General features: G+C 59.7%; 21 protein-coding genes. 13 read left to right on the forward strand and 8 right to left on the reverse strand.

Annotated elements, in window-relative coordinates; all coding sequences use genetic code 11:
• Window positions 1–146: 146 nt before the first annotated feature.
• From ACG9DO_RS03735 to ACG9DO_RS03745, 3 genes are all read left to right on the forward strand, one after another.
• Window positions 147–1685, forward strand: a complete 1539-nt coding sequence (locus ACG9DO_RS03735; RefSeq protein WP_394730385.1) for an acyl-CoA synthetase — start codon at window positions 147–149, stop codon at window positions 1683–1685.
• Window positions 1686–1860: 175 nt separating this feature from the next.
• Entirely contained in the window at window positions 1861–2502 is a 642-nt protein-coding gene (locus ACG9DO_RS03740; protein WP_394730386.1) for an OB-fold-containig protein, read from the forward strand.
• Between the two features lie 36 nt (window positions 2503–2538).
• Window positions 2539–4269, forward strand: a complete 1731-nt coding sequence (locus ACG9DO_RS03745; protein WP_394730387.1) for a flotillin family protein — start codon at window positions 2539–2541, stop codon at window positions 4267–4269.
• Between the two features lie 183 nt (window positions 4270–4452).
• Here ACG9DO_RS03745 and galU read toward each other — a convergent pair whose 3' ends face one another.
• Window positions 4453–5334: a UTP--glucose-1-phosphate uridylyltransferase GalU gene (galU, locus tag ACG9DO_RS03750; RefSeq protein WP_394730388.1), complete on the reverse strand. Its 882-nt coding sequence runs from the start codon at window positions 5332–5334 to the stop codon at window positions 4453–4455.
• 102 nt (window positions 5335–5436) lie between these two features.
• On the opposite strand from galU, the gene murA reads away from it, so the two are divergent.
• The gene (gene murA / locus ACG9DO_RS03755; protein ID WP_394730389.1) at window positions 5437–6720 is read left to right on the forward strand and encodes a UDP-N-acetylglucosamine 1-carboxyvinyltransferase; all 1284 of its coding nucleotides are present in this window, start codon (window positions 5437–5439) and stop codon (window positions 6718–6720) included.
• Here the strand turns inward: murA and ACG9DO_RS03760 are convergent.
• A complete protein-coding gene (locus ACG9DO_RS03760) occupies window positions 6717–6956 on the reverse strand; it encodes a ribbon-helix-helix domain-containing protein (protein ID WP_394730390.1) in 240 nt (79 codons plus the stop codon). The two genes, murA and ACG9DO_RS03760, sit on opposite strands and share 4 nt — an antisense overlap.
• 414 nt (window positions 6957–7370) lie before the next feature.
• On the opposite strand from ACG9DO_RS03760, the gene ACG9DO_RS03765 reads away from it, so the two are divergent.
• Complete coding sequence (locus tag ACG9DO_RS03765) at window positions 7371–8267, forward strand: OmpA family protein (protein WP_394730391.1); 897 nt, start codon at window positions 7371–7373, stop codon at window positions 8265–8267.
• A 90-nt stretch (window positions 8268–8357) separates the two neighbouring features.
• Here ACG9DO_RS03765 and phbB read toward each other — a convergent pair whose 3' ends face one another.
• Together phbB and ACG9DO_RS03775 are read right to left on the reverse strand one after the other, a co-directional pair.
• Window positions 8358–9080: an acetoacetyl-CoA reductase gene (phbB, locus tag ACG9DO_RS03770; protein WP_394730392.1), complete on the reverse strand. Its 723-nt coding sequence runs from the start codon at window positions 9078–9080 to the stop codon at window positions 8358–8360.
• A gap of 123 nt (window positions 9081–9203) precedes the next feature.
• Window positions 9204–9950 (reverse strand): hypothetical protein, encoded by a 747-nt coding sequence (locus ACG9DO_RS03775; protein WP_394730393.1) that lies wholly within the window; start codon window positions 9948–9950, stop codon window positions 9204–9206.
• Between the two features lie 453 nt (window positions 9951–10403).
• Here ACG9DO_RS03775 and ACG9DO_RS03780 point away from each other — a divergent pair, with 453 nt between their 5' ends.
• From ACG9DO_RS03780 to ACG9DO_RS03800, 5 genes are all read left to right on the forward strand, one after another.
• Window positions 10404–10856 (forward strand): DUF3576 domain-containing protein, encoded by a 453-nt coding sequence (locus tag ACG9DO_RS03780; RefSeq protein ID WP_394730394.1) that lies wholly within the window; start codon window positions 10404–10406, stop codon window positions 10854–10856.
• Window positions 10857–10881: 25 nt separating this feature from the next.
• Window positions 10882–13401 carry a leucine--tRNA ligase gene (leuS, locus tag ACG9DO_RS03785; protein WP_394730395.1) on the forward strand — a complete coding sequence of 840 codons (2520 nt, stop codon included), beginning with the start codon at window positions 10882–10884 and terminating at the stop codon, window positions 13399–13401.
• A complete protein-coding gene (gene lptE, locus ACG9DO_RS03790) occupies window positions 13401–13901 on the forward strand; it encodes an LPS assembly lipoprotein LptE (RefSeq protein ID WP_394730396.1) in 501 nt (166 codons plus the stop codon). Before leuS ends, lptE begins: the two co-directional genes overlap by 1 nt.
• Before the next feature lie 10 nt (window positions 13902–13911).
• Window positions 13912–14955 carry a DNA polymerase III subunit delta gene (gene holA / locus ACG9DO_RS03795; protein WP_394730397.1) on the forward strand — a complete coding sequence of 348 codons (1044 nt, stop codon included), beginning with the start codon at window positions 13912–13914 and terminating at the stop codon, window positions 14953–14955.
• A 66-nt stretch (window positions 14956–15021) separates the two neighbouring features.
• Window positions 15022–16425, forward strand: a complete 1404-nt coding sequence (locus ACG9DO_RS03800; protein ID WP_394730398.1) for a sugar transferase — start codon at window positions 15022–15024, stop codon at window positions 16423–16425.
• 12 nt (window positions 16426–16437) lie between these two features.
• Here the strand turns inward: ACG9DO_RS03800 and ACG9DO_RS03805 are convergent, their stop codons facing one another.
• The 3 genes from ACG9DO_RS03805 to ACG9DO_RS03815 are packed head-to-tail and all read right to left on the reverse strand — an operon-like array spanning window position 16438 to window position 18350.
• The gene (locus tag ACG9DO_RS03805; protein WP_394730399.1) at window positions 16438–17016 is read right to left on the reverse strand and encodes an LptA/OstA family protein; all 579 of its coding nucleotides are present in this window, start codon (window positions 17014–17016) and stop codon (window positions 16438–16440) included.
• Window positions 17017–17030: 14 nt separating this feature from the next.
• Complete coding sequence (lptC, locus tag ACG9DO_RS03810; protein WP_394730400.1) at window positions 17031–17696, reverse strand: LPS export ABC transporter periplasmic protein LptC; 666 nt, start codon at window positions 17694–17696, stop codon at window positions 17031–17033.
• Window positions 17697–17729: 33 nt separating this feature from the next.
• Window positions 17730–18350 (reverse strand): ribonuclease D, encoded by a 621-nt coding sequence (locus tag ACG9DO_RS03815; protein WP_394730401.1) that lies wholly within the window; start codon window positions 18348–18350, stop codon window positions 17730–17732.
• Window positions 18351–18430: 80 nt separating this feature from the next.
• Between ACG9DO_RS03815 and ung the strand changes: the two genes are divergently transcribed.
• From ung to ACG9DO_RS03830, 3 genes are all read left to right on the forward strand, one after another.
• Window positions 18431–19117: a uracil-DNA glycosylase gene (gene ung / locus ACG9DO_RS03820; RefSeq protein WP_394731188.1), complete on the forward strand. Its 687-nt coding sequence runs from the start codon at window positions 18431–18433 to the stop codon at window positions 19115–19117.
• The gene (locus tag ACG9DO_RS03825) at window positions 19114–19386 is read left to right on the forward strand and encodes a TraR/DksA family transcriptional regulator (RefSeq protein ID WP_394730402.1); all 273 of its coding nucleotides are present in this window, start codon (window positions 19114–19116) and stop codon (window positions 19384–19386) included. The genes ung and ACG9DO_RS03825 overlap by 4 nt, the downstream gene beginning before the upstream one ends.
• 241 nt (window positions 19387–19627) lie before the next feature.
• Entirely contained in the window at window positions 19628–19984 is a 357-nt protein-coding gene (locus ACG9DO_RS03830) for a helix-turn-helix domain-containing protein (RefSeq protein ID WP_394730403.1), read from the forward strand.
• A 10-nt stretch (window positions 19985–19994) separates the two neighbouring features.
• On the opposite strand, the gene ACG9DO_RS03835 is transcribed toward ACG9DO_RS03830, so the two are convergent.
• Window positions 19995–20696: a TylF/MycF/NovP-related O-methyltransferase gene (locus ACG9DO_RS03835; protein ID WP_394730404.1), complete on the reverse strand. Its 702-nt coding sequence runs from the start codon at window positions 20694–20696 to the stop codon at window positions 19995–19997.
• Window positions 20697–20731 lie beyond the last annotated feature (35 nt).

Consider the following 20731-nt stretch of genomic DNA (forward strand, 5'->3'; position numbering starts at 1 on the left):
CGGCGGGTTCTCCCGCCGCCTTTTTTCTTGCTCGGATACCCGAATCTTTCGCCCGATTTTTCTTGTCACTGCGTTCGCGCTCGGTAGGTTTTCTCCCACAACCGGCATCCCTCGAACCACAAGCCGGTGCGGGAGAGAGAATACCCATGCATCCCATACAGCACGCCCAGTCGCGTCCGGACCATCCTGCGATCATCATGGCGGGAAGCGGATACACCGTGACCTATGGCGAGATGGACCAAGCGGCGAACCGATTTGCACAATTGCTGCGCGCCAGGGGCTTTGCGCCAGATGATGCTTTCGCAGTCCTGCTGGAGAACACTCATCACTTCTTCACCCTGGTGTGGGGTTCGCAGCGCGCCGGCACCTTGCTTGTGCCCATTTCATCGCGGCTGACCGCTCCGGAGATTTCCTACATCATCAAGGATAGCGGCGCCAAGCTGCTGGTCACATCGCGCGGTTTTGACGATGTGATGGAAGAGGTCCGAAAGGACTGCGGGGATCTCGACATTCTCGTCATTGGCGGGGAAGGCGAGGAAGACTTCGAAGCCGCCCTCGCGGCGCACTCGTCACAGCCGATTGCTGATCCGCGTGCAGGCCTCACCATGCTGTACAGCTCGGGCACGACCGGGCGACCCAAGGGCGTACGCCCTCCACCCCCGCTGGACCCCGACCCGCAGGCAATCATCCCGTTCATCGGGCTCGCCACGATGGGGGCCGGGATGCCGGCAGATGGCAGCATGGTCTACCTCTCGCCTGCCCCGCTCTATCACGCGGCACCGCTTGCCTGGTGCTCGGCTGCGCAGCGTCTCGGGGGCACCATCGTCATAATGGAGAAGTTCGAGCCCGAGACAGCCCTGGCCGCAATCGAGAAATACAAGGTGACAGACAGCCAATGGGTACCGACACATTTCGTCCGCATGCTCAAGCTCGATCCGGCCATCCGCAGCAAGTACGACCTTTCCAGCCACAGGCGCGCGCTGCATGCCGCCGCCCCCTGCCCTGTGCCGATCAAGCGCGAAATGATCGAATGGTGGGGTCCGATCGTGAATGAGTATTACGCCGGATCAGAAGGCATCGGGATGACCCTGATTCATGCCGCCGACTGGCTCACTCACCCCGGTAGTGTCGGGCGCGCAATCTACGGCAAGCTGCACATCTGCGGACCTGACGGCGAGGAAGTCTCCGCTGGTAAAGACGGTCTCATTTATTTCGAGAATGACCACATGCCCACCTATCACAACGACCCTGACAAGACCGCTGAAGCGATGCATCCCAAGGGCTGGATGACGATCGGCGATATCGGACATGTCGATGAAGATGGGTTCCTCTACCTGACCGATCGCAAGAGCCACATGATCATTTCCGGGGGGGTCAATATCTATCCGCAAGAGGTGGAAAATCTGCTCGTCAGTCATGAGAAAGTGATGGACGCGGCGGTGATTGGCGCTCCCGACCCTGATTTTGGCGAGAAGGTTGTAGCGGTAGTCCAGCCGCTCGACATGGCGGAAGCGGGCGAGGCGCTGGAGGCCGAATTGCGGGATTATCTCGCGCCGCAACTGGCCAGGATCAAGATGCCCAGGCTGTTCGACTTCCGGCCTGAGTTGCCGCGCGAGGCCAATGGCAAGCTCTACAAGCGCGAACTGCGCGATGAATATGCGGCGAAAGCGCAGCCGACTGGCTGACCTGAGTTCAGATCATTGCCAATTCGATTTTATGCGAACCGATCTGCGCAATCATGTTGCGAAAACCGGCAAGGGGCTGTCCGATTTTGCTACCCAGATACTCACCTTTCTGCTACATGAACAGAATGGAAAAACCTAATGGAAACAAGGCGTCCAGCCTCGCTGGAGCGCGCATATGACGCTGTTTGAACCACACAACATGCCGTTTGCTGCGGCATTGGTCCTGATGCTGCTTCTTGCCATCCTGCAAGGGGTCGGCCTGGGAGATATCCTGGACGGTGCTGATGCAGATTTCGATGCCGATCTCGAGGCCGAGATGGGCGGCAAGGGTGCAGGTTTTGCTGGCGGCGCTGCCAGTCTTCTCGGGCTTGGGCGGGTCCCGCTTATGGCCTGGCTGGCAGTCTATCTTTTCATTTTTGCTGGCGCGGGTTTTGGCATTCAGGCGCTTGCGGACAGCTTGCTGGGCGCTCCGTTCGAACGCTGGCTTGCTGCGTTGATTACTGCTGGGCTTGCCTTGCCAGTGACGAGCGGTCTGGTCCGTCCGCTCGGTGCGATCCTGCCCAAAGACAGGACCACGGCGGTCAATGTCGACACGCTGCTCGGGCGCGAAGCGGTCATCACCGATGGCACAGCCAGAGCTGGCTCACCGGCGCGTGCGAAAGCGATCGACCAGCATGGCCAGTCACATTTGGTGATGGTCGAGCCAGAGGACCCGGCGCAGTCTTTCCCCGCAGGCCAGCACGTGATCCTGCTGCGCAAGGAGGGCGGCCAATTCTTCGCTGCCACTGCGCACGGCACAGTCATAACAGCGCAATAGGGCGCCGCCAGCCAGTTCATCAACCAAGGAGAAGCAATGGAAAATTATCTCGACATTGCAGTACTCGGCGGAGGCGGCTTTCTGGCCTTCCTCATCATCCTCTTCACCATCACCCGGCTCTATCGCCGTGCGTCAAAGGAAGTCGCATTCGTGCGGACGGGCGTCGGCGGCGAAAAGGTCATCATGAATGGCGGCGCACTTGTGCTGCCGGTGTTCCACGAGACGATGCCGGTGAACATGAATACCGTGCGTCTGGCGGTCGAACGCAAGAACCAGGACGCACTGATCACACTCGACCGTTTGCGGATCGATGTGAAGGCGGAATTCTATGTCCGCGTCCGTCCCGATTCGACGGCCATCGCGATGGCTGCGCAAACACTGGGCCAACGCACCATGCATCCTGAAGCGCTGAAAGACCTAGTCGAAGGCAAGTTTGTCGATGCGCTGCGTTCGGTTGCTGCGGGCATGAGCATGAACGAACTGCATGAGCAGCGCGCCGATTTCGTCCAGAAGGTGCAACAGGTATCGTCGAACGACCTTGCGATGAACGGGCTGGAGCTGGAATCGGTTTCGCTGACCGGTCTCGACCAGACTTCGATTGAACACTTCAACGCCAACAACGCATTTGACGCTGAAGGTCTGACTAAGCTGACCGAGCAGATCGAAGCGCGCAAAAAGCTGCGCAACGATATCGAGCAGGACACGCGGGTCCAGATTGAGTCGAAGAACCTCGAAGCAGACAAGCGCAGCTACGAGATCGGGCGCGATAATGAGTTCGCAAGGCTCGAGCAGGAGCGTGAAGTCGAAGTCCGACGCGCTGCGCAGACTTCTGAGATCGCGAGAGAGCAGGCTGAGCGCGAACAGCAGGCCGAGGCAGCTCGCATTGAAGCGAAAAAGCAGGTCGATGCGCAGCAGATCGAGGCGGACCGGCTCGTCGAAGAGGCCCGGATCGATCAGACCCGCGCGCTTGAAATCGCCAGGCAGGAGCAGCAGATTGCAGTCCAGAACAAGAGCCGCGAGGAAAGCCAGGCGAAAGCCGAAGCTGACGCTGCCCGTGCCAAGGCGGTTGCTGCTGAAGAGCAGGTCATCACGGCTCGCGAAACCGAGATCGCAGACCGCCTGAAGCGGATTGAACTGATCGAAGCAGCGAAGCAGGCTGAGCGTGACGCGATCGGGGTCAAGGTTGAAGCTGAAGCCGAGCGCGACGCTGCTGCCAACCGGGCTGAAGCCTTGCGGCGCGAGGCGGAAGGTGAAGCCGAAGCTGAGAAGCTGCGCGCAGAAGCCGCTCGCATTCGCTTCGAAGTGGAAGCAGCCGGTCAGAGGGCGATCAACGAGGCGGCCAATATCCTCTCGATGGATCAGATCAGCCTTAAGACCAAGCTGGCGCTGCTCCAAGTGCTGCCCGAAGTCATCCGCGAAAGCGCCAAGCCGATGGAAGCAATCGACTCGATCAAGATCGTACAGGTCGATGGCCTCACCAATGGCGGCAGCAACGGCAAGGGTGGTTCGCCCACTGCGGGCGGTGGAAGCGGCAACCTTGCAAGTGACGCTGTGTCAGCCGCGCTTGCGTACCGCGCGCAAGCTCCTGTCCTTGATGGCTTGATGAAGGAGCTCGGCCTTGACGGTTCCTCACTAGGCGCGCTGGTTCAGGGTGCGGCAAAGGCCACGGAGGGCGCTGATGCTGGGGGAAAGTCGCCCGAACTGTCTGAAGGCTCAGATGGCACCGATGATGCGGGTTCCGGCGACGAGCTGGCACCAGCCTCGTAACAGGAGCATTCGCTCACCAATGACAAGACCTTCCGGGCACATTAGCTGCTCGGGAGGTTTTCTTATGGGCGCTTGGAGTTCAGACCTGGTTCTTCAATGAGGCCTTTCATCCCAAGCGCCTTTTCCAGGACTGGGATCAGGCTTACGAGATGCCCGTATATGTGCCCGCGCGAAAGCGGGCGATTAGCCCAACAGCCGCTTCGCCATCGCGCGGACTTCTGCGCCCATGTCCTCGCGCTCCAATGCGAGCGCCAGCGTCGCTTCGACAAAGCCGAGCTTGCTGCCGCAGTCATAGCGCGAACCGTCGAAGGTCACGGCGTGGAAGGGCTGCGTGCCGATCATCCGCGCCATGGCGTCGGTCAGCTGGATCTCTCCGCCAGCGCCCTTTTCCTGATTTTCGAGCGTGCGCATGACTTCCGGCTGGAGGATGTAACGCCCGGAAATGATCTTGTTGGAAGGCGCCTGATCCACCGGCGGCTTTTCCACCAGGCCCTTGACTTCGGTGAGGTTGCCTTCGGCTGCGCCCGGATCGATCACGCCATAGCTCGACACTTCCTCATGCGGGACTTCCAGCACGCTGATGAGGTTGCCGCCGACTTTTTCATAGGCGTCGACCATCTGCTTCATACAGCCAGTGCCGCCCTTGTTGCCGATCATCAACTCGTCAGGAAGGAAGATCGCGAAAGGTTCATCGCCAACGATCGCGCGCGCGCACCAGATTGCGTGACCAAGCCCCATCGGGACTTGCTGGCGCACAGTAATTATGTCGCCCGGGGTTGCGCGGGTCGGCTCAAGCACGCCCATATCCTTGCCGCGTTCGCTCATCGTCGTTTCAAGCTCGAACGCCATGTCGAAATGCTCGACAATCGCCGTCTTGCCGCGACCGGTGACGAAGATCATCTGCTCGATCCCCGCCTCGCGCGCTTCGTCCACCGCGTACTGGATCAGCGGGCGGTCGACGATCGGCAGCAATTCCTTTGGAATCGCCTTGGTCGCGGGAAGGAAACGCGTGCCCAGTCCTGCAACGGGAAAGACAGCTTTCTTGATCGGTTTGCGTGTGCTCATGAAGTGTCCGATAAGAGGGGATATTATGTCCCGTCAACAGCCAAGCTATTGTGGCGGAGCCATGACGGTTGCGAGTACAAGCGAATGGTCTAAAGGCAATTCATGGATAAATTGGTAATCAAAGGCGGCAAGCGCCTTTCCGGGACACTGCCGATCTCTGGCGCAAAGAACGCGGCGCTGACACTTATTCCCTGCGCCTTGCTGACAGAGGAGCCACTGACGCTCCGCAACCTGCCGCGCCTCGCGGACATTGACGGCTTCCAGCACCTGATGACGCAGTTTGGCGTTACCGTGAGCATCGCTGGCTCTCGCCCGGAAGATTATGGCCGCGTGGTCACTTATGAAGCGCCCCGCATCACGTCCACGGTCGCGCCCTATGATCTCGTGCGTAAGATGCGCGCTTCGATACTGGTCCTCGGGCCGATGCTGGCGCGAATGGGCGAAGCGACGGTTTCGATGCCGGGTGGCTGCGCCATCGGAAACCGGCCTATCGACCTGCACTTGAAGGCGCTGGAGGCTTTCGGTGCGGAAATCGAGCTGGCGCAGGGCTATGTCAAGGCAGTGGCGCCTAAAGGTGGATTACCGGGCGGCGAATTCGACTTTCCGGTCGTTTCGGTTGGCGCAACAGAAAACGCGCTCATGGCTGCAGTGCTCGCCAACGGCACCAGCCGTTTGTTCAACGCCGCGCGCGAGCCGGAGATCGTTGACCTTTGTAACCTGCTCAGCGCGATGGGTGCAGAAATTGAAGGGATCGGCACTTCCGATCTTACAATCCACGGGGTCAAGCGGCTGCATGGTGCGACCTACCGGGTCATGGCCGACCGGATCGAAGCGGGTTCCTATGCCTGCGCAGTGGCGATCACCGGCGGGGAAGCCCGGCTGGAAGGTGCGAATGCGCACGACATGGCTTCGACCATCCATGCCCTCCAGGCGATCGGCGTGGAGATCGAAGAGGACAAGAAGGGTATTACGGTCCGCGCAAACGGCACCTTGAAGCCAGCCAATCTGACCACGGCGCCTTTCCCCGGCCTCGCGACCGATATGCAGGCTCAGCTGATGAGTTTGCTCACTAAGGCCGAGGGTACCAGCGTGCTGAAGGAAACGATCTTTGAAAATCGCTTCATGCACGTGCCCGAACTGGGCCGGATGGGTGCAGACATTTCGACCGAAGGGCGCACGGCTATTGTGAAGGGTCCGGCAAGGCTGACGGGCGCCGAAGTCATGGCGACAGATTTGCGCGCGTCAATGAGCCTCGTGATCGCAGGGCTTGCAGCGGAAGGCGAAACCACCGTCAGGCGGCTCTACCACCTCGATCGCGGTTATGAGCGACTCGAAGAAAAGCTGCAGATGCTCGGCGCCGACATCGAACGGGTTGGCGACGATTAGGTTTCCTGCGTTGACCGGCTGACCAGCCAGACCCTGATCGCCCCCGCAAGACCCGGCGGCGTTTCGGCTCGGATACGTTCTTCATCGATGCGGGCCACGAGCGCATTTACCGGTATATTCTCCGAATTAGCCGCTTCGCGCAGCATATCCCAAAATAGTGGCTCAAGACTGATCGAGGTCTTGTGACCGGCGATCTCGACTGAGCGCTTTACAGGCGGATGGTACGGGGCAGGCATGTGCGCCCGCTACCACAGGCAGATGCGAGTGTCCGCCTTTCAATTGCCGATTCCATCTGCATCTGGTGTCGAATCCGGGGATCAGGCCTCAATATGGCGAATAATATGGCGGACGCAGAGAGGGCGCTGCTGGTTGATTGGCGCAGGTTGCTGGAACGCCAGTCTCAACGGTTCGCCGCAAGGTGCGCTCACGCCACCCGCCCTAGACCGCCTGTCTGCAGTTCTGTTCATCTGCCAGCAAGGTTAACACGAACAATCAGCCCTCACATGGCGTCCACCTGCAGCCCCCGCTGCACCACCATTTAATCCAGTCGAGAGAGTTCTTGAAAGCCGGACACGCCATGACAAGCGCGGTCGGACGCTGCGCCGCGATCATGTTGGTTTCGGTTCGATGAGTTTTTGAAGGAGTATTCAATGCGTACCATTTCCATGACGTCAGGCGCCCTTGTCCTGGCCGCTCTTATTGCCATGCCGATGTCGGCCAACCTGGCTGCCCAGGAAGCAAGCAATGGCGATATTCTCACCACGGTTGTCGGTTCACCGCCGGCTGACCTTGAAGGCCTTCCTGCAGGTCCGGATATCGAAGGCTTCATTTCTGCGCGCAATGCAGAAAAGATGCAGGTGACCACGCCAGGCGGCACCAACACCGTCGTAGCGCTCAGCTCCGGCACGGAAATCCGCGCGAAGGGTGGTTTCCTGGGTCTCAGCCGCGACACGCTCAGCTCGGATGCGCTCCTGAATGGCCTCCCGGTCGAAGTCGAAACGGTTCGCTGGAACAACGGCCTTGTCGCAACCCGCGTTGCGCTCAAGAACAAGGATCTCAAGACCGCAGAGATGATCCGCAGCGGGACCAACCAGCGCTTTACCCAGAACGAGCAGGCGATCTCGGAAAATGCCGCCGCGACGGAAGCCTTGCGCGGCCGGGTGGCCAATATCGACCAGTACAATATCAAGGGCACGACCAACGTGTACTTCGATACTGGCAAGTGGAAGCTGTCGCCGCAGGCCGAAGCCGATCTGTGCCGGGCTGCCCAGGACGCGGGATCAATGGACAATGCGCTGCTGCTGGTGGTTGGATACACCGACTCGGTTGGCGACGAGGATTACAACCAGGTCCTTAGCGAACGCCGCGCCGGACGCGTTGTGAACCACCTCCAGCAGAAGTGTTCGTGGGCACCATGGCGTATGCTGACGCCGACCGGCATGGCCGAATCTGACCCGATGGCCGATAACAGCACGGCAGAAGGCCGCGCGCAGAACCGCCGCGTTTCTGTAAATATCCTCGTAAGCAAGGCGGTCGACGAAAGTTAAGCCAAGCCAGCTGGCCTAGAACAACAAAAGGGGCGGGCCTGGCGGCTCGCCCCTATTTATTTTGTCGATCCAGAATGCACCGAGCACAGATCAATACATGTGCTGTCCGCCATTGATGCTCATGGTCGAGCCGGTGATGAAGCCGCCTTCTTCTGCACACAGGAAGCTAACTCCCCGCGCGATCTCTTCGGCATGGCCCAGCCTGCCAACCGGGATCTTCGCGACGATCTTCTCCAGCACCGGTTCCGGCACCGCTGCGACCATGTCGGTGTCAATATAGCCGGGTGCGATGGCATTGACCGTGACGCCGAATTTCGCGCCTTCCTGTGCAAGCGCCTTGGTGAAGCCGTGAATGCCGGACTTTGCTGCGGCATAATTGACCTGGCCGTACTGCCCCGCCTGACCGTTGATCGATCCTATATTGACGATCCGCCCCCACTTGCGCTCGCGCATCCCCGGGAAGCAGGCCTTAGCCATGTTGAAGCAACCACCAAGGTTGATCCGCATGACTTCGTTCCAATCATCGAAGCTCATCTTATGGAGCGTCCCATCGCGTGTAATCCCGGCATTGTTCACGACAACATCGACCGGTCCGACCTCAGCTTCGATCTTGGCGCAGCCGGCAAGGCACGCCTCGTGATCGCCCACATCCCACTTGTAACTCTGAATGCCCGTATCGGCCTTGAGTTGCTCTGCTGCTGCATCATTGCCGGCATAATTGGCGACAACGGTGAAGCCGTCAGCTTGAAGTTGCTCGCAGATTGCGCGGCCGATGCCGCGTGTTCCGCCCGTTACAATTGCTACGCGTGCCATGGTGACCTTCTCCCGATCGATGCTTGCTTGCAAAACAAGACCTAGCGTTGACGTAGCGTCAGGAAAAGAAAAACCCCGCCAAGGCGGGGCTATTGCATACGAATTTACTAGGCCTGAGGCGTGTCAGAAGCGGAACTGCGTACCGACATAGACCGCCTGGCTATCTTGCGCCGAATCTGTCAGAGGCGCGAGACGATCGCGCTCCTGACTCAGTCGAACGCCAGCGGTAACGTCCAGATTGCGGGTGATCGAATATGCGCCGCCAACATCGACGGTCTGGTTACCCAGCGCTTCAAAAGTGCCTGCCGCACGGCCAACCTTCTGATTGCCCTCAAGCGCGATGCGCGGCTGGAACCGGCTTGGCTTGTCCTTGGCAGTGGCCGATGCGGGACCATACTCGGACAGGTCAGGCATATCTATGCTGCGCACGCTCGCCGGGAGTGCAACAGGCTGCGCAAAGCTCTGATAGCCGCGCGAAATGCCAAGGTTGTACTTGGTCGGCGTAATTGCAGCGATACCCTTGCCCGCGCCGGGCACATTATCGATCGCCTTGCGCAGACTGATGGCTCGGGCGGTATTGTCATCCACCCTGACCGCGACCGTTACCGTGCGCTCGCGTGCTGAGGTTTCTGCCGGAGTGAAACGCACACCGTCCTCACCAGCCTGGCCGGCCACTCGCATCGCCAGAGCGGGATCGACTGATGCCGGTGTAAATATTGCAAAGGCGGAATTGTCTGAAATCGCAGGCTCATCGCTGAGCGTTGCGACCGCCATCCCGGCAGAGGGCAGGCCAAGTGCCAAAGCAGCAACGCCAGCAAGCACAGGCAGCTTGTGCCCTGCGATCCTGCTGATAGTGCCGCTCTTGCTCATTTCTCGCCCTAATCCCACTCAGCTGCTTCACCACGCCTTGCAGCGAATCGAAGCTTTTGCATTTTGCATCAAAAACAAATCCCGCGTGAACCAGAGCTGACTTTGACCATCAGCCGAAGAAAGCGCACGCGCGGACCTTCCACCGATTCCCAGTAGTACAACCACCCGAGCGGTGAACGCAACCGAATCCGGCGCGATTGACGTTACGGATCGTCTCCCTGTTGCAGAGTCTCAACAGCCAGCCGGGAGCAGACGGAACGCAATCGCGCCAGATTAACCCTGTTCACCGCCAATACAGGCGCATTGCAGGCATAAGCGGGGCACAAAACAGCACCGCTTGCCGCAAGATTGAACAGGCATGTCTTGTCGCCGCTGCCAAGCCCGGTATAGAGCGACCAGTGTAAGAGGCCCGATGTGCAATACGGCTATACAAGCAAGGACCAGAGTTTCGCCATGAGCGCCAAGATCAATTCCACGAGTCGTTTTTTTCGTACCGTTATTGTGGGGGTCGCCTGCCTCGGGTTGGCGGCATGTGGCGGAAAGGATCGACCGCGGGCTGACTTGGCCGCTTCTCAGGTCAACACGATCGGGGTCAACTCCTATCTTTGGCGCGCGGCACTTGATACCGTTGCATTTGCTCCGCTGCTCCAGGCTGACAGTGCTGGTGGGGTGATCGTGACCGATTGGTACGCCAATCCAGGCAATCCCAATGAGCGGGTCAAGGTCACTGTAACGATCCTCGATCAGGATCTGCGTGCAGACGCACTGCGTGTCGCGGCAAGCCGCCAGGTCGCTCAGGGGGGTGGCTGGGTTGATGCGCCGGTCCAGGCCGCAACCGTGCAAAAGCTTGAAGACATCATCCTTACAAAGGCGCGCGATTTGCGCCGCAAAGCCGTAGCCAGCTAAGCCAATTCTCCCTAACGGGGTTCTCATGACTGATACGCGTTTCGATCCGTCCAGCGCTGACGGGCGCTGGCAGCGTGCCTGGGATGATGCCGGGACTTTTGCCGCTGATAGCAATTCGTCAAAGCCCAAGAGTTACATCCTCGAGATGTTCCCCTATCCTTCGGGGCGCATCCATATGGGCCATGTGCGCAACTACACGATGGGCGATGTGCTTGCGCGCTACAAGAAGATGACGGGGCATGAAGTCCTCCATCCAATGGGATGGGACGCTTTCGGCATGCCCGCAGAAAACGCCGCGATGGAAAAGGGTGTCCATCCGGGCGGCTGGACGCACCAGAACATTGAAACGATGAAGTCGCAGTTGAAGCGGCTTGGCTTCGCGCTCGACTGGACGCGCGAATTCGCGACCTGTGATCCTGAATATTACGGCCACGAACAAGCGCTGTTCATCGACCTGTTCGAAGCGGGGCTCGTCTATCGCAAGGAAAGCGAAGTAAATTGGGACCCGGTCGACATGACGGTGCTTGCAAATGAGCAGGTCATCGACGGCTGCGGCTGGCGTTCGGGCGCGCCGGTTGAAAAGCGCAAGCTGAACCAGTGGTTCCTCAAGATCACGCACTTTGCTGAAGACTTGCTGAAAGGTCTCGACACGCTTGAAGACTGGCCGGACAAGGTCAAGCTGATGCAGGAGAACTGGATCGGCAAGTCTCAGGGGCTGGAATTCTCTTTCCAGTTGTCGAATGGTGACTTCCTGCCGGTCTACACCACACGGCCCGACACGATTTTTGGCGCGAGCTTTGTCGCGGTCGCGGCTGATCACTCGGTCGCGCAGGCTGTCGCCTCAGGCAATGCAGACGCGCAGAGCTTCATCGCGCTGTGCAAGAAGGGCGGCACCACGGCGGCTGAGCTGGAGACTGCCGAAAAGCTCGGCTTTGACACTGGGCTTACCGCCAAGCACCCGTTTACCGGTGCTGATCTGCCGGTCTACATCGCGAATTTCGTGCTGATGGACTACGGCACCGGCGCCATCATGGCTGTACCCGGCCATGACCAGCGCGACTTCGAATTCGCGACGAAATATTGCCTGCCTATCCCACGTGTGGTCGCCTCCTCAGCCGCAGATGCGGGCAAGCCGTTCGACGGCGAAGCTGAGCCGGGAGACGGCGTTATCGTGAACTCTGACTTTCTTGACGGAATGAGTGTCGAGGATGCCAAGGCAGAAGTGATCCGTCGCGCGGAAAAAGGCGGCTGGGGCAAGGGGACGACCGTCTGGCGCCTGCGTGACTGGGGCGCGAGCCGCCAGCGCTATTGGGGAACGCCAATCCCGTTCATCCACTGCGATGCTTGCGGTGTCGTTCCGGTGCCAAAGGACCAGTTGCCGGTGACCTTGCCGGAGGATGTCGACTTTTCGACTCCCGGCAATCCGTTGGAGCGTCATCCCACCTGGAAGCGCGTCGCTTGCCCTCAATGTGGCGCAGATGCGACGCGGGAGACGGACACGCTCGACACGTTCATCAATTCCAGCTGGTATTTCCTCCGCTTCGCCAGCCAGCCAGCTAACAAGCCGTTCGACGCAGAGGAAGTCGCCAAGTGGCTGCCGGTTGACCAGTATATCGGCGGGATCGAGCATGCGATCCTGCACCTGCTCTATGCACGGTTCTGGACTCGCGCGTTGCAGCATGTTGGCAAACTGGATTTTGCCGAACCGTTTGCCTCGCTGTTCACGCAAGGAATGGTGACGCATGAAACCTATAGCCGCCTTCAAGACGGCCGTGCGGTTTATTTCACTCCGGCAGAAGTCCATCGCACCGGCGAAGCTGCGACGCTCAAGTCCGACGGCGAGCCGGTTGAAATCGGACGCGTCATCAAGATGTCGAAGTCGAAGAAGAACGTGGTTGATCCCGACAACATCATCGCCAATTACGGTGCGGATTCGGTGCGCTGGTTCATGCTGTCCGACAGCCCGCCCGAACGCGATTTGCCGTGGTCCGAAGCAGGGATCGAAGGCTGCTGGCGCTTTGTCCAGAGGCTGTGGCGGCTGTTCGACGCCTATGATCCAAGCGCAACCGGCGAAGACAAGCCACTCGCTCGCAAGGCGCACCAGACCATCGTTGCCGTCGCCGGCGATATCGAGGCGCTCAGCTTCAACAAGGCGGTCGCGCGCCTCTACGAACTGACCGGAGCAGCGGAGAAAGCGCAGCCCAGCGAGGGCCGCAACTTTGCGATCAATGCAATCCTGCACATGGTCAGCCCGATGATGCCGCACCTCGCCGAGGAGGCCTGGGTTAAGATGGGCAACACTACGCTGATCGCCGATGCCCCGTGGCCAACCCACGATCCGGCGATGCTGGTTGAGGACGAGGTCACCATCGCGGTCCAGCACATGGGCAAGCTGCGCGATACTCTGACAGCGCCGAAGGGAGCCTCTAAGGAGGATCTCGAAGCGCTCGCATTGGCGAGCGAGAAGGTCCAGCGCTCGATCGGCGGAGCAGAGGTTCGAAAAATCATTGTCGTGCCTGACCGGCTCGTCAATATTGTCACCTGATGCTGAAACCACTCGTTCTTGTCCCGTTGTCTCTCGCTCTGGCCGCTTGCGGCCTTCAGCCAATGTATGCTGGCGGAAGCAATGCAGCGGTCGCACAGGGTCTTGCTGCGGTAGAAGTGCCGCCTGTGCCGGGCCGGTCAGGTTGGCTCATGCGCAATGCGCTGCAAGAGCGGCTTGGGGCCGCAGGTGATGCCAGCACACGGTATCGGCTGGACGTGCGGCTCGACGAGTCCCTTGAAGCACTCGGCATACTCAATGACGACACGATCAGCCGTGAGCGGCGCATTCTGCGTGCGCGATACCAATTGATCGATACCACGACCGGTGAAATCATGCTGGATGCGACTTCTGGTGCTGACGCAGGGATCGATGTGGTTTCCAGCGAATATGCGACCATCGCAGCAGAGCAGACTGCCCTGGAAAACCTCGCTGAAGAGGTCGCTGACCGGATTGTGACGCAAGTGTCGCTGGCTCTGCGGGAAGCAGCCCAAGCCGAATGATGGCTGCGCAATGAAGCTGACGCAGAAGAACTTCGCCAGTCAGGCCCCCAATGCGGCCAAGGCATGTGGCATTTTCTTCTTTTGCGGTCCTGATGAAGCCGGGGCGTCCGCTGCTGCCGCCAAGATCGTGGACTTGCTCCCCGATGCCGGAGAGAGGGTGGAGCTTTCCGGCTCCGCCTTGCGCGCAGACCCTGCCTTGCTTGGCGATGAAGCGCGCTCAAGCTCCCTGTTCGGAGACAAGCGCCACCTGCTGGTGCGCGCGAACGGCGACGAGGCGCATGACGCAGTCCAGACACTGATCGAAACCGGCGAAGCGGATGCCGGGGAGGCCTGTCCCGTGCTGATCGTGGCGACATCTGCGACTGACAAGTCGCGCACCGCCAAGCTGCTCGAGAAGCGCAAGGATGCCTGCGTCGCGATGTTCTATCCGCCTGATATCGCGAGCGTGTCTGCGAGCGTGCGCGGCATGGGTGATATCGCGGGGCTCAATCTGCCCGGTCATTTGGCGGAGCGGATTGCTCGCGGTGCGGGTCTCGACGTGCGTCTCGCTCAGTCGGAAGTCGATAAGCTGGCCCTGTATCTGGATGCTTCGCCGCAATCCCCGAAACAGGTCGCAGCAACTGATCTTGATGCGATTGCCGCGACAACGGAAGAAGACGGTTTCATGCCATTGGTAAACGCTGTGCTCAGCGGAGATATCACGCGCCTCGATAGCGAGCTTACCCGGATGCGCGAGCTGCGGATCAATCCCGTCGGGCTCCTTTTGGCAGTTGAGCGGCGGGCGGTTCAGCTCATCAGGATTGTTGCGGCGCTTGGGCCGGGAGGTTCACTCGACCGGCTTGATCGCGGGCAGCAGGCAAGATTGGGAATATTCTGGCGTGATGAGCGCGATATTCGCCAGCAATTGAAGCATTGGCCGAGAGCCAAGCTTGACCGATTGGTTCAGCGGTTAACGAACATTCACCGGGAATTGCTTGCCAATAGCCAGTTTGCTGAGACACTCTTGGCTCAGGAACTCGTGGAAATTACCCGGTATGCCGCTAAGCGCTCGTAAATAATCACTCGCAGGCGCTTGTTATGAGGGGATAGTTGACGCAGAAGGGATTGGCGGCTCAAAATCATGAACAAGCCATTCTCGCATCTTCTCCCTGAGGTCGCGAAAAGTCACGCGGAAATCAGGACAGCACCGTCGCTCGAGCGGCGGCGCTTGCGCGCGTATATCGCGATGCTCGTGATTGACCTGGGACTGATCATGCTTGGGTTTGCTCTCGCCGGCTTCGCGTATACAGGCCGGTGGTGGGAAGCGCGGGCAATGATGCAGGCGCAGCTTCTCTTGCCGATGTACTACACGATTGCATTCTACAATGCCGCCTATTCCACGCGCGCACTGGAACAGTGGCGCTTTGGCGTACGTCAGGCGTTGGTAGCGCTTGTGATTGGCGCGGTCCTGCTCAACTTCGTGGCCTTCTATCTGAAGACGAATGCCAATTTTTCGCGGGTCACCTTCACGCTCGGACTTGCTTTGAGCGGCGTGATGATCATTGCAGCGCGCAAGGCGCTGGCCTTGTTCCTGAAGCGTTTTTGGGGCGGCAAGGTTCGCAACGAACTGATCATTGACGATGGCGGCCCGTCTTTCTGGCTACCAGGCGCGCAGACAATTTCTACCCGAGAGGCGGGGCTTTCGTCAGAGCGGCATGATCCATTCATGCGAGACCGTCTTGGCAAGGTCATGCGCAACCAGGACAAGGTCGTCGTGTCGTGCCCCTATGAGAAGCGCGAGGACTGGGCTTTCTTGCTCAAATCCACAGGGATCCATGGCGAATTGGTGAGCGAACCCGCACACCGGCTCGGTGCGCTGGGCGTGATGCTCTATGACGAGCAGGACCGAACCACCCTGGTGGTTTCGACAGGCCCGTTAGGGATGCGCGCGCGGATCATGAAGCGTTGCTTTGATCTGGCGGTCGCCGGTGGAGCCTTGCTGGTGCTTGCACCGTTGTTGGCGGTGATCGCTTTGCTGATAAAGCTGGAAGATGGGGGTAAGGTCCTGTTTGTCCAGCGGCGGCTGGGCCGCGGCAACACGTTCTTCAACATGCTCAAATTCCGCACGATGCGTGAAGCAGCGCTCGACCATGATGGCAAGGCGTCGACGGCTCGTGAAGATGATCGGGTGACGCGGATTGGACGCTGGCTTCGTTCAACCAGCCTCGATGAATTGCCGCAGTTGGTGAATGTCCTGCGCGGCGAGATGTCGATCGTCGGCCCGCGTCCGCACGCGCTGGGCAGCCGGGCAAACAACAAGCTGTTCTGGGAAGTCGATGGCCGCTACTGGAAGCGCCATGCCCTCAAGCCTGGCCTCACTGGCCTGGCGCAAGTGCGCGGCCATCGCGGCAGCACCGAAGAGGAAAAGGACCTGACTGACCGGCTGCAGGCAGACCTTGAGTATCTCAATCACTGGTCATTGCCGCGTGACGTCGGGATTGTGCTCCAGACACTCAGGGTTCTGACGCACAAGAACGCGTACTGATCCTCTCAGAAATCAGTTCCCATCGGTATTCTGCGGCACCGAGAAGCGCCCGCTGACACGCCCGCCCGAGCTCTCGCTGCCGGCAACGGGCGAAGAACCTGCGGCGCGGCCATCCACGCTCGAGACACCGCTGGCAAGATCGATCACCAACCGCCCGCCATTGAGCGTATCGCCGCCGCGATTGATTCGAACATTACCGGCCATGGTGATAATGCGCCGGTTGAAATCGTAAATCGCGGTGTCGCCGCGCGCCGTTTCGTTTCCGCGCGTCACCGTCACACCGCCTACCGCAGTGATGCGCTCAATGCTCAGCTCGCCCGCATCGGAATAATTGACGAGGGTCCGCGCAGACAGAACCGTCAGCCCAGCCTGCTCGATCCGCACATCGCCTGAGAGCACCACGCGGTTCTGGCGGTCCTGCAACTCGATCCGGTCCGCCGAATAGGACACAGGCGCAGAGGAGTCATGACCCGCAATGGCCTGCGCCTGGAGCTCAATTCCTGCAAACAGCAATGCAGTCGCAGCAAAACCGGCTAGCATCAGCTGAGCGGAACGCCTGCGTGTTGGCAATAGAGCTGCGGTCTGTGTCATTGGGGACATCACTCCTAAGGCATCTGCAGTTTGCCGGGCACCATAGTCAGACGGGCATCGCCTGTCAGTGTTACTGTGCGGGCATCGATATCAGTGCGGATTTGCCGGGCCGAGAAACTGCCGGCTGGCACGACGCCTTCGACGCCTTCAGTGCCTTGCATCAGCCGCGCTTCCAGATCGACCGATACGCCGCGCGCGGTCATCGAATATCCATCTGCCGCGACCAGTCGTACAGGGCCGATCACATCGACCCGCTCAGCATCGATATCATAGACGCCCGCATCCGCGGTCAGACTGGCAGGGCCATCTTGCAAAGTGAGACGCGCAACGAGATCCTTCATGCGCACAATCCCTTCGGCGCTCGATCGCTGCACGGCTTCTCCGGCGGTCAAAGCGAAAGGGCGGCCCTTGTTGTCCTGCCCGCGATACATCGCGTTATCGACCGACAGGCGCTCGTCGATCATCGCGACCTTGTTGCGATCAAGCAGGAAACTGACTTCACCGCGCGGGCTAAGCGGTGTGATGACCATGAAGGCGGCGAGGATCCCGACCCCGACCGGCAAAGCCTTGCCAAGGAAGCGGACCAGTTTGTCATGCGAACCCCCAGGCGCAGCGAAGTGCTGACGCTGGCTGCGCAGTTCCTTTGCTTCGCTGGTTTCGATTCGATGATGATTGCTCATGCCCTGCTCTATAACCGGCTCTGCTTCACGCCATCATGAATGGCTGAAGATATCGTGCTCGCTCCATCCGGCTATGTCGAGCCGCGCGCGAGTGGGGAGGAAGTCGAAACAGGCCTGCGCCATGTCCATGCGCCCTTCCCGCTCAAGCCGCTTCGTCAGTTCCTCGCGCATGCGGTGGAGGTAGCGAACGTCGCTGGCAGCGTATTCGCGCTGCGCATCGTTCAACTCCGGTCCGCCCCAGTCGCTTGACTGCTGGACCTTCGACATGTTTTCGCCGAGCAGTTCCTCGACGAGGTTCTTGAGGCCATGCCGGTCGGTATAGGTGCGCACCAGCTTGCTCGCGATCTTCGTGCAGAAGACTGGCGCTGCCATCACCCCGAGATAATATTCGATCGCGGCAAGATCAAAGCGCGCATAATGGTAGAGCTTCAACCGGCCGCTGTCGGCGAGCAGTGCCTTAAGGTTGGGGGCAGCATAATCGCTGTCCGGCCCGAACCGCACCAGGTGCTCATCCCCGCTGCCATCGCTTATCTGGACAACGCATAGCCGGTCGCGATGCGTGATCAGCCCCATGGTTTCGGTGTCGATCGCGAGCGGGGCGTCGCCTTCAAGAACGCCTGCCGGCAAGTCTTCTTCGTGAAAATATACTGTCATCGTGCCCGTCCATTAGGCGCATTGGGGAAAGAGGGAAAGGGGTGGTGGCTGTTGCCGCAGCTCGGCTCTATTCTGCCGCCATGGCGTCTGAAACCATTCCCGAAAGCTGGAGGCCCGCGCTGGAACCGGTGCTGGCGAGCCCGGATGCGCGCAGACTGGGTGGATGGCTGCGTACGGAGGAGGAAGCGGGAAAAATGATCTACCCGCCACGGGGACAGCGACTCGCAGCCTTGCAGATGACGCCGCTCGATCAGGTTCGGGTCGTGATCCTCGGGCAAGATCCCTATCACGGACCGGGCCAGGCCCACGGCCTGTGCTTCTCCGTGGCGGGCGGTGTGAAAGTGCCGCCCTCTCTGGCCAATATCTACAAGGAACTGGAAAGTGATTGCGGTATCCCGCGCCGTGCTGATGGTGATCTCTCGGGCTGGGCGCGCCAGGGCGTCCTGCTCCTGAACAACACGCTGACGGTTGAAGCGGGTCAGGCCGGCAGCCATGCCGGGCGCGGTTGGGACGCGATCACAGATGCGGTCGTCCAGGCCGTGGTTGATCGCGGGGATCCAACAGTGTTCATCCTGTGGGGCAGCCATGCGCGCAAGAAAGCGAGCCGAGTGAAGGGGCTGGGCGCAGGCGAGCATCATCTGGTACTCACAAGCGCGCATCCGAGCCCGCTGTCCGCCCATAGCGGCTTTTTTGGCACACGCCCCTTCAGCCAGACCAACGCCTTTCTTGAACGCCATGGGCGGGGCGTGATCGATTGGTCGCAATGACACCAGACGAAGCTCGCAAGGTTCTCTTGGCCCGATGCGAAGCGCTCGCGGCGGATGAAACGGCGAACGCGGATTCGCGCGCTGCAGTTGCGCTGAAACAGGTCAATGTCGTTCGTCCTTCCCGCACATATGCCGTGCAACACCGAGCGATGGCGCAAGCACAGGACCGTCGGTATGCCTTATGGGAATCGTGCGTGGCAGCCGCGCTGGCACGGCTCGATCCTGGCGAATGGGGTTGGTGTGTGAGGTGCCGCGAGGCGCTTGCGTAGAAACGCTTGCAGCACGATCTTAGCGTCACGACCCATATTGGCTGCGCAGGCTGATTTGGCGAGTTCCCCCCTGCTTTTCGACAGTCTGCCCGTTGCTCGCGATCAAACTTGTATGGAAACGACACATGATTCGACCTTGTGGATAAGTTTTGGTAAATCCTTTTTACGTAATGATTCGTTGGGAGGGGTCCTGATCACGTTTCACTGCGCTTGGGTTCAAAATATCCACGGGGACACGGGTATGGAGCATACGACCGGTTTAGCTTTCGACCATATTGGCGAGCGTCTTGCGATGGCGAGGCGCAACGCAGGGTTGAGCGTGGCCGATGTTGCTGAACGCACGAAGGTTTCCTGTCACTATCTTATGGCTCTGGAGAGCGAGGCGTTCCATCGGCTGCCAAGCCGGGTCCATACCTTCGGTTTCGCGCGTGCATTCGCCAAAGCCGTGGCACTTGACGACCGTGAGATTTCCGATGCGCTGCGTGTCAAGCTCGATAGTCAGCGGGTCGCGAATGATGCAGTTTCTGCGGGCGAGGCCACACCTGAACGTCCGCGCGGTCGCTTCGCTGCCATGCTGCGCAGCGTGAGCCTGTTCTAGGGGCCTGATTCTAGATCTTTACAACGTAAGGATTACGGCCGGGCTCCAGAACGAAGTCAGATCGCTCTGATACAAACTCGTCTACCGCTACCCGTGCTCCTCCGTAGTCATTGTAATCGTCAATCAGGAACATTGCACCGGGCGCCATCTTGTCCGCTGTCTGATCCAGGCAATACCGCACCGGATCGTACCAATCGCAATCAATGTGGGCGAGCGCCACGCTGTCCACCGTTTCGATGGGCCAGGTGTCCTGGAACAAACCTTTGTGCAAGCATATGGCTTCGCCATCTACGGGTACGCCGTGCCGATCAAATGAGACGCGCACATTGGAAATCAGATCATCGACGTAACCATAGTAGGTGTCGCCTCCAATGCCGGCCGACTTGCCTTCGCGAATTACCTTATATCGCTGTCTGGCGTCCTCCCCGTCCTTCTCCGAAGTGGGCGGAGGGATCATCTCGAAGACATCGAACCCGTGGAATGCACGTCCTTGCGCCTGCGCGAATTTTGCAAGCACAATGCCTGAACCACCAAGAGCAACGCCGAATTCGCAGAAGTCTCCACGAACACCGAGCCGATCAACACGCTTTATCGCACGCTCAAGCCGAAGGCATTTTTGCTCGTTCAGATAGGTCAGTCGCTCGCGCCGAACTTGTCGACAAGTCGGACTCAGCCTGAGTGCCTGAATGCGCGAAGTGATCCGGTTGAGCATGTGATTGGTGTCCGACGCTTAACTGAAGCCTGCTG

Origin of the sequence: Altererythrobacter sp. GH1-8 (assembly GCF_043702085.1) — a bacterium.
In the GTDB taxonomy this organism is placed as follows: Bacteria; Pseudomonadota; Alphaproteobacteria; order Sphingomonadales; family Sphingomonadaceae; genus Erythrobacter.